The 8,530-nt window shown below is 73.9% G+C and carries 6 protein-coding genes; 4 read left to right on the forward strand and 2 right to left on the reverse strand.

Going from position 1 to position 8,530, the window contains the following annotated elements; translation table 11 throughout:
- Nucleotides 1–345: 345 nt before the first annotated feature.
- The 3 genes from UO65_RS19285 to UO65_RS19295 all read left to right on the forward strand — a co-directional run bounded on the left by UO65_RS19285 (nucleotide 346) and on the right by UO65_RS19295 (nucleotide 4,183).
- On the forward strand, nucleotides 346–2,754 hold the full coding sequence (locus UO65_RS19285; protein WP_035284608.1) for a type I polyketide synthase: 2,409 nt from the start codon (nucleotides 346–348) through the stop codon (nucleotides 2,752–2,754).
- A 2-nt stretch (nucleotides 2,755–2,756) separates the two neighbouring features.
- A complete protein-coding gene (locus UO65_RS19290) occupies nucleotides 2,757–3,581 on the forward strand; it encodes a DUF6801 domain-containing protein (protein WP_035284611.1) in 825 nt (274 codons plus the stop codon).
- Between the two features lie 119 nt (nucleotides 3,582–3,700).
- Nucleotides 3,701–4,183, forward strand: a complete 483-nt coding sequence (locus tag UO65_RS19295; protein ID WP_052021367.1) for a DUF2690 domain-containing protein — start codon at nucleotides 3,701–3,703, stop codon at nucleotides 4,181–4,183.
- A gap of 24 nt (nucleotides 4,184–4,207) precedes the next feature.
- Here the strand turns inward: UO65_RS19295 and UO65_RS19300 are convergent, their stop codons facing one another.
- Both UO65_RS19300 and UO65_RS38995 read right to left on the reverse strand, forming a co-directional pair.
- On the reverse strand, nucleotides 4,208–7,147 hold the full coding sequence (locus UO65_RS19300; protein WP_052021368.1) for an AfsR/SARP family transcriptional regulator: 2,940 nt from the start codon (nucleotides 7,145–7,147) through the stop codon (nucleotides 4,208–4,210).
- 187 nt (nucleotides 7,148–7,334) lie between these two features.
- Nucleotides 7,335–7,586, reverse strand: a complete 252-nt coding sequence (locus UO65_RS38995) for a hypothetical protein (protein ID WP_161784487.1) — start codon at nucleotides 7,584–7,586, stop codon at nucleotides 7,335–7,337.
- On the opposite strand from UO65_RS38995, the gene UO65_RS19305 reads away from it, so the two are divergent.
- A complete protein-coding gene (locus UO65_RS19305; protein WP_035284613.1) occupies nucleotides 7,572–8,378 on the forward strand; it encodes an inositol monophosphatase family protein in 807 nt (268 codons plus the stop codon). The two genes, UO65_RS38995 and UO65_RS19305, sit on opposite strands and share 15 nt — an antisense overlap.
- The last annotated feature ends 152 nt before the right edge of the window (nucleotides 8,379–8,530 follow it).

Raw genomic sequence — 8,530 nt, forward strand, 5'->3', positions numbered from 1 at the left:
CATCCTGCGGGCAAAGATTTACCCAATGTCAGATAATGATGTTATTGCAGTTCACACCAGCGGCGAGCATGGGGTCCCCACGCGCGAACCATGACGCCACCTCCACGCAAAGCGATGCATCTACCCTGGTCAGAGCACCAGTGCGCGCGATGTGCCAAAAATTTCGGATCACCCCACATTAGATGACAACACGCTGCCCCGTTCGGATAATGTTGTTATCTGCACCCGCCCATCCCATTGACAGCGTTGTTCGGGGTGACCCATCCTCGTGGCATTCGAGTCCGGCGGCGAGCACGTGGAGCCGATGAACACCCGGCGCCGTCCGAAGGGGAAGGGCACACGACAATGGCGAACCCGTCCGGCATTCCGCGCACCGAGGAGCAGTGGCGGGCGTGGTTGGGCCAGTGGCTCGCGGAGCTGCTGGGGCGCCCGGTCGCCGCGGCGGAGTTCGAGCGGCCGCTGCGGGACTTCGGGGTGTCGTCGCGCTCGGCGACCGTGCTCGCGGCCCGCATCGGCGAGGTGACGGGCGAGGAGCGGCCGAGCACCCTGGTCTGGACCGCCCCGACCATCGCGGACCTGGCCAGGACGATCGCGGGTGGCACGCGGCGGGCACCCGACGCCGAGGCCCCGGTTGGCGAACCGGGGGTGCCGGTGGCGGTGGTGGGGCTGGCCTGCCGGTTCCCGGGGGCACCCACGGCCGAGCGGTTCTGGTCGCTGATGACCGGTGGTGAAACCGCGATCAGCGAGGTCCCGGCGGGCCGCTGGGCGCAGTTCGCCCCGGGAGCCGACGACCACGGCCTGCCCCGCGCGGGCGGTCACCTGGCGGACGTGTCCGCCTTCGACGCGGAGTTCTTCGGGATCAGCCCGCGCGAGGCCGAGGGGATGGACCCGCAGCAGCGGCTGCTGCTGGAGGTCGCCTGGGAAGCCCTGGGCAACGCGGGCATCCCGGCGAAGGCCCTGCGCGGCACCGACACCGGGGTCTTCGTCGGGCTGTCGGCCACCGAGTACGCGCAGCTCACCATGACCGACCTGGACCGCGTCGACGCGTGGTCGGGCACCGGTGCCGCCGCCTCGCTCGCCGCCAACCGGCTCTCCTACGCCCTCGGCGCGCACGGCCCCAGCATGACCGTGGACACCGCCTGCTCGTCCTCGCTGGTCGCCGTGCACCTGGCGGTGCGGGCACTGCGCGCGGGCGAGGCGTCGGCGGCGCTGGTCGGTGGGGTGAACTTGCTGCTCTCGCCCGGGATCACCGCGAACTTCCACCTCGCGGGCGCCCTCGCCGCCGACGGGCGGTGCAAGCCGTTCGACGCGTCCGCCGACGGGATCGTGCGCGGGGAGGGCTGCGGGGTGGTCGTCCTCAAGCGACTGCCGGACGCCCTGGCCGACGGTGACCGGGTGCTGGCCGTGCTGCGCGGCAGCGCGGTCAACTCCGACGGCCGGTCCAACGGCATCACGGCGCCGAACCCGGTGGCGCAGGAGCGGTTGCTCGCCCGGGCGTACCGGGAGGCGGGCGTGTCGCCCCGCACGGTGGACTACGTCGAGGCGCACGGCACCGGGACGCCACTCGACGGCATGCCCCAGGTCCCGCTGGCCCACCTCTGGCACGACGGCGAGCCGATCGACCTGACCCCCGCGGCGGACCTGTCCCTGACCGCCTCGATCAACGAACGCCGCCAGGCAGGCCCCGGGTCGTCGGCGGGGTCTCGGCCCCGGAAGGCGCCACCCTGCCCTTCCTCTGGAGCTAGGAGCACAGTGCGAACCAGAACCCTGCTCACCGCGTTGGCCGTGGTCGCGGGCGCGCTCGGCGCACCGGGACAGGCCGCCGCCGCGCCCGCCGGGGTGGCCACCGGCCCGCAGATGATCTTCGCCCCCCAGTCCTGCCCGTTCCCGCTGTTGGTCGAGCAGCCGGTGCGGGTGGAGGGCCTGGTGGACTTGCCGACGACCGCGCCGTTGGACCAGCCCACCCCCGCGACGCAGGCGACCTTCACCGTCACCTTCCCCGCCGCCGTCCGCCAAGGGCTGTTCCTGGTGGGCGCGGAGACGCTGGACGGCACCATCACGGTCCCGCTCACCGGCACCCACTCCGACGGGCGGGTCATCTCAACCGACCACGAGATCCCGCTGGCCGGGGTGCCCGTGCCGGGTCCCCCCGGTCCGATCCAGATCGTCGGCGGGGTCCCGATCCCGTCGGTGACCGAGACCGCTCCCACGGTGCTCACCTGGCGGGTCGGCGGCCTGCGGGCGTTCCTCACCCCGAAGCGGGCCGACGGCACGCCGACCGGGCTCGGCTCGTTCAACACGGGCTGCGCGGTGCCCGAACGCGCCCGGACCGGGGCGGCCCGGACCTCCTTCGGCGGCACCACCCAGCCCGCCGGGGCGGTGACCGCCCAGGAGTGCCCGATGCCGCTGATCGGCAACCAGACCACCGGCGTGCGGGCGACGACCCAGCTCCCCGCGCGGCTCCCGACCGGTGCGAGCACCCCGGCCACCGACCTGGACCTGGCGGTCACCTTCCCACCGCTGTTCACCTCGGGCCTGGCACTGGTGGACGCCACCCAGGTGCGCGGCACCCTGCGGCTGCCGGTGACCGTCGTCGCCGACGGGGTGGTCCGCAGCCGCACCGAATACCGGTTCGCCCTGCCCAACACCCCGGTCCCCGCCGAGGGCAGCGCTCTCACCCTCGGCGGCCGACCCGGCTGGCACCGGAAACCGGCACCACTGCGGGCGTCCTGGAGTGGGAGATCGGCGACCTGACGATGGAGCTGACGCCGCTGAACGGCCGGGAGCAGGAGACCGGGCTCGGCTCGTTCACCTCCACCTGCACGATGCGCTCCGGACAGGACCCGCGCCTGGCCTCGGTCCGGTTCGCCGACGCGGAGGTCCCGGGGATCGTGCAGGACTGCGCGTTCCCGTTGATCGGCCCCCAACCCCAGGAGGTGCGCGCCCGCGTGGACCTGCCCGCCGAACTGCCGGTGGGGTCGACCACGCCCGCGAGCACGACGACCACCAGCTTCCGGCTGTCGGAGACGACCGTCCAGGGCCTGCACCTGATCGGCGCGGCCCGACTGCGCGGTGAACTGCGGCTGCCGATCACCCGCTCCTTCGAGGGCGCCCCGGCGGGGACGCGGACCTACGTGCAGCCGTTCGTCGTGGCCGTGCCGCAGGGCACCGCCGTCCCGCTCGACGTGCCCGGCACCGCGGTGCTGGACCCGGCGACCTCGGCGGTGCCGGGCGTGCTGAGCTGGTCGGTGGGCGGTGTCGGGGCGACCCTCACCGCGGTCAAGGCCGACGGCTCGATGAGCGAGGCGTTCGACCTCAGGTGCATCACCCGCCCCGGGCAGGACCCCCGGTTCGCCTCGGTCCGGTTCACCCCCGACGACCCGACGCACTTCGCGTTCACCACGGCGGCCAACTCGCGACTGGTGAAGGCCGGGGCGACCACCGCCCTGTCCGACACCGCCACCGGCGAACTGCCGCCCACCAGCGGCAAGGTCACCGGAACCCCGTTCAGCGGCACGCTCACCGCGGGGTGGACGCGGACTTCCGGCTGCAACACCCTGTCGCTCACGCCCAGGAGCTGACGACCGGGCTCGCCCCGCCGATCGACCGGTGCCGAAAGTCCTTCCGCGGGCTTTCCGCGGTTTTGCAGCGCACGGGGTCATCGTCGAATCGTTCGATCCGAACGACAGGGGAGGAACCCATGTACCGCACAATCGCCAAGTTCAGCCTGGTGGCCGCACTCGCGCTGCCGTCCGTGCTGCTCGCGCAACCCGCCTCCGCCACCACCGCTTCCACGACCGGCGCCGTGGGGGTGGCGGTCACGTGCAGCGGAACGGGCTGTGACAACAGGGACCCGGTGGCCACCGGCTGCGCCTCGAGCGCCATCAACGCGGTCACCAAGTCGACCAGCAAGGGGCTGTTCATCCTCAAGTACTCGACCGTCTGCAAGACGAACTGGATGTACGTGGGCAACTACGCCGGTGGCAGCACCCGCAGCGACGGGAAGCTCCAACTGGACGCGTGGGACCAGACCCGGGGCAAGCAGGTGCAGTTCCTCGCCTCCTCCAGCGCGGGCCTGCACTACGGCAACATGGTCTACTCCCCCGGCGACAACTGCGGTTACGGGCTCGCCGACTGGTCGGGCGGCGAGTGGGACGTGACGCTGAAGTCCAGCGGCTGCTAGCAGATCCGCGAGGGACAGCCGTCGTCACTCGACGCCCGCGAGCAGGGCGCGGGTGGCGACGGCCTCCTCGGTGCGGTCGGGGAGCGCGTCCCACAGGGTCGTCGCGGCGGTGAGGTGGGTGCGGGCGGCGGCGGTGTTGCCGTCGGCCAGGGCCAGTTCGCCGAGCAGGCGCAGGCAGGTGGCCTGGGCGACGGGTTCGCCGACGACGCCGCGGAACAGTTCCACGGCGGTGCGCAGCGCCTCGACCGCGGGGGCGCGGTCGCCGAGGTCGAGGTAGGTCCGGCCGAGGGCCATCAGGGTGTGGGCGGCGCAGTTGCGGTCGTCGAGCGAGGTGAAGATGGCCAGGGCGTCGCGCAGGGTGGCGAGGGCGCGCAGCGGGCGGCCGTGCGCCCGGTGCAGGGCGCTGAGGTGGCGGCGGACGGTGGCCTCGCGGTGGCGGTCGCCGGTGTCGTGGGCGACGCGGAGGGCCTGGCGGAAGAAGTCCTCCGCCTCCGCCGTCCGCCCCTGGGCCAGCCGGACGACGCCGAGGGATGCCTGCAACTGCGCCTCCAGGGCGCCGTGGCCGCCCGCCACGGCGATGCGCAGCGCGGCCTCGGCGTGCTCGGCGGCGTCGTCGGGGCGGTCCTCGTGGCGGGCGATGGTGCCCAGGCCCGCGACCGCCAGGGCCAGGCACAGCCGGTCGCCGACCTCGGCGGCGAGGTGCGCGGCGCGGCGGAACTCCGCGCCGGCGGTGGCGAACTCGTCGCGGTAGACGTGGAGCTGGCCGAGGCCGCGCAGCAGCGTCGCCTCGCCGCGGTGGTCCCCGGCGGCCCTGGTCGCGGGCAGGGCCAGCTCGTGGCCGCGGTGCCAGGCGGTGAGCATGGCCCGGTGGTCGTGGTAGGGGACCATGGCCGCGGCCAACCGCCAGGCGGCTTCGGCCAGACCCAGGTCGGCGGCGAGGGCGATGGCGCCCAGGAGCGTCGGGTGTTCGGTGTCGAACCAGGCCAGCGGGTCGCGCACCAGGTGGCGCACCTGGTCGGCGGGCAGGATCGACGCCGTCGGGCCGCGCACCCGGAACAGGCTGGTGTACATCAGGTCGGTGGCCTGGTCGGCGAGGTGCAGCCAGGTGGCGACGAGGCGGGACACCGCGGCGCGGCGGTCGGCCTCCGGCAGCGCGGCGACGGCCTCGGCGGCGTAGGCGCGCAGCAGGTCGTGCAGGCGGTAGCGGGGCCTGCCGAGGGCGTCGGTGTCGACGGCGCGCACCAGGTTGGCGTCGACGAGCTGGTCGAGGACCTCCTCCGACGCCGGTTCGCCCAGCAGCACACCGAGCACCCAGCCGGGTTGCGGTTCCGGCCCCAGCAGGCCCAGCAGGGCGAACCCCCTGGCCGCCGCCGGGGGCAGCAGCCGCAGGCTCAGGTCGAAGCTGGCGCGCACCCCCAGCTCACCGACGCGCAGCTCGCTGATCCGCCGCGACGAGTCGGCCAAGCGCTGCACGAGCACGGCCAGCGGCCAGGTGCCGCGACTGGCGAGCCGGGCGCCCACGATCCGGATGGCCAGCGGCAGGTGCCCGCAGGCGCGCAGCACGGCCGCGGTGTCGCCGGGTTCGGTGGCGACCCGCCGCTGCCCCACGATCCCCGCGAGCATCCGGAACGCGTCGCGGTCGTCGAGGACGTCCAGCGCGACGTGCCGGGCGAGCAGGTCGGGCAGCCGCTGCCTGCTGGTGAGCAGCACCGCCGACCGCCCGGTCGGCGGCAGCAGCGGGCGCACCTGGGCGACGCTGGCGACGTCGTCGAGCACCAGCAGCACCCGCCGGTCGGCGAGCAGCGACCGGTAGCGGGCGGCGCACTCGTGGGCCGAGGTCGGCACGGACGTGCCGGTGACGCCCAGCGCGCGCAGCAGCTCGGGCAGGACCTCCGCGGGCGGGCGCGGCGCGTCGGAGGTGCCCGCCAGGTCCAGGTGGAGCTGCCCGTCGGGGAAGTCCGCGCGGGCGGCGTGGGCCGCGCGCAGGGCCAGGGTGGACTTGCCGACCCCGGGGGCGCCGCTGACCAGGCAGGTGCGCGGCTCCGCCCCGATCGCGTCGAGCACCTCGGCGAGTTCGTCGGCGCGACCGGTGAAGTCGGGCAGGTCGGCGGGCAACTGGCACACGGCGGCCGCCGCGGCGGGCGCCGACAGGTCGCCGACCGCCGCGGGCCGCTCCGCGACCGGGCCGAGCAGCGCCGGGTCGTCGGCGAGGACCTGTTCCTGCAGGCGGACCAGCGCGGGCCCGGGTTCGGTGCCGAGTTCGTCGACCAGCAGGCGCCGCACGTCGCGGTGGACCGCCAGCGCGTCGGCCCGGCGACCCGCCCGGTACAGGGCGAGCACCTGCAACTCCCGCAGCCGCTCCCGGTACGGGTTCTGCTCGACCAGCCGGGACAGGTCGGCCACGGCGGCGGCGTTCTCACCGAACCCCACCGCGATCTCGACCAGCAGTTCGGCCGCGTCCACCCGGTGCTCGTCCAACCGCGCCCGCTCCGCGACCGCGGCCGGCGCATCGATCCCGGCGAACGGCACGCCCCGCCAGTGCGCGAGCGCGGCGCCCAAGTGCCGCTCAGCGCTGCTCAAGTCCCCGGCAGCACGGGCGGCCCGCCCCCGCCGGACGAGGTCGGTGAACACGGCGCTGTCCACCACCGAGGCCGGGACGCGCAGCGCGTACCCGGTGCCCACGACGGCGAGGGCGGCGTCGCCGAGCCCCAGCGCGCGCCGCAACTCCCCGACGTACTTCTGCACCAGGTTCACCGCACTGCGCGGCGGCCGGTCACCCCAGACGAAGTCGATGATGGCGGCCCGGTCGACCACGTCCCCGCGACCGAGCAGCAGCGCCGCCAACACCACCATCGGCTTGCCGCACCCCACCCCGACCCGCCGCGCGCCCACCCACGCCGTCACGGGCCCGAGCACGCCGAACCGCGTGCCGGGCACCAGCCCACCCGAGTCCCCGTCCGCCATGTCCCGGTCCCCCGAAGGTCACGTGCGCGCAGGCGGTACGGCACTCCCCCGACCGCCGCACCACGACCGTGTCGAGCCACCACCTTGGGCCACCGGCGCGGACCAACGCACCGAAAGCGGGTGGTTTCGCCCGTTCGGGTTAAGACCGCATCCCGTTCGGGGTGCGGGCTCGTGGGCGACATGGTGATCAACGGTGGATGACGTGGTCCACGAAGTCGGTTCGGGGTGGGTTTGCGGAGGCAGGCGATCGAGCAGGCCAGGCGTCGACCATCGCCAGGGCGAGGGCGGCGTACTGGGTCGCGATCCGGTCGGCGGTGTCGGAGCCCCGGGTGTCGAACCAGGTGGAGACGGCGGCGGCCGTGGTGATGATGGCGCGGGTGGCGAGGGCGGGGTCGGTGGTGGGTGTGGACCATAGGGTATTCGGGTGCGTGAGACCGATGTCGAGGTGGCGATCCGTGCAGTTGAGGCCGGGGCGGGTGTCGTGCGGGCGATGTACGGCGGCCGGATGGAGAGGTTCGCCAAGTCCGGAGACGACTTCGCGACGGAGGCGGATGTCGCCGCTGAACGGACCATCATGGCCGTCTTGCGGGAGGCACGCCCGGCAGACGGCTTCCTCGGTGAGGAGGGTGGCGACCTCGGCCAGGCCGCCTCCGGTCGCCGCTGGCTGGTCGATCCGTTGTGCGGGACGCTCAACTACGCCGCGCGCACCCCGCTGGTCGCGGTCAACGTGGCCTTGCGAGCCTGCGACCGCGTGAGCACGGCGGCTGTGGCCGACCCGCTGTCGCACGAGGTGTTCTGGACCGACGGTGAGGCGGCCTCCGTCCGTTCGGACGAGCGGGACACACCGCTGCGGCCCGACCCGACCAGCCGCCTGGTCGACCTCAACCTCGACCCCCCATTCCCCAACAAGGACTGGTTCCTCGCGGCCGACCTGCTGACCGACGAGGGCTTCACCAGTGTGTTCCACCCCAGGGTGCTGTCGACCACGTTGGCACTGGCCTGGGTGGCTGTCGGCCGTCGTGCCGCCTACATCACCGACGGGCGCCTGCGCGACAACGTGCACTTCAGCAGTGGCATCGCCCTGTGTCAGGCCGCAGGTTGCGTCGTCACCAACCTCGCGGGCCAACCCGTCCACACCGGTGTCCAAGGGCTCATCGCCGCAGCCGACGCCACCACGCACGCCAAACTGCTCGACCTCCTGTCCCACCGGCGACAGCCGCGAACACCCTGACCTCAACGCGAGGCGTTCCCGGGCCGAGCGAGGAGGTGGATCGGCGGTCCGCACGTCCGCGCATCGGGTTCCCGGTGCGCTGCGACGGATCGGCCGAACCTGTGCCGGGACACCGTGGTCAGGTGGGTCAGCCGCAGTGGCGGTTGGCCCAC

It is taken from the genome of Actinokineospora spheciospongiae, assembly GCF_000564855.1.
In the GTDB taxonomy this organism is placed as follows: Bacteria; Actinomycetota; Actinomycetes; order Mycobacteriales; family Pseudonocardiaceae; genus Actinokineospora; species Actinokineospora spheciospongiae.

Bases quoted from the DNA above. Each gene is read 5' to 3' on its own strand.
- UO65_RS19285 (WP_035284608.1), top strand. From the start codon at position 346: ATGGCGAACCCGTCCGGCATTCCGCGCACCGAGGAGCAGTGGCGGGCG.
- UO65_RS19290 (WP_035284611.1), top strand. From the start codon at position 2,757: ATGGAGCTGACGCCGCTGAACGGCCGGGAGCAGGAGACCGGGCTCGGC.
- UO65_RS19300 (WP_052021368.1), bottom strand. From the start codon at position 7,147: ATGGCGGACGGGGACTCGGGTGGGCTGGTGCCCGGCACGCGGTTCGGC.
- UO65_RS19295 (WP_052021367.1), top strand. From the start codon at position 3,701: ATGTACCGCACAATCGCCAAGTTCAGCCTGGTGGCCGCACTCGCGCTG.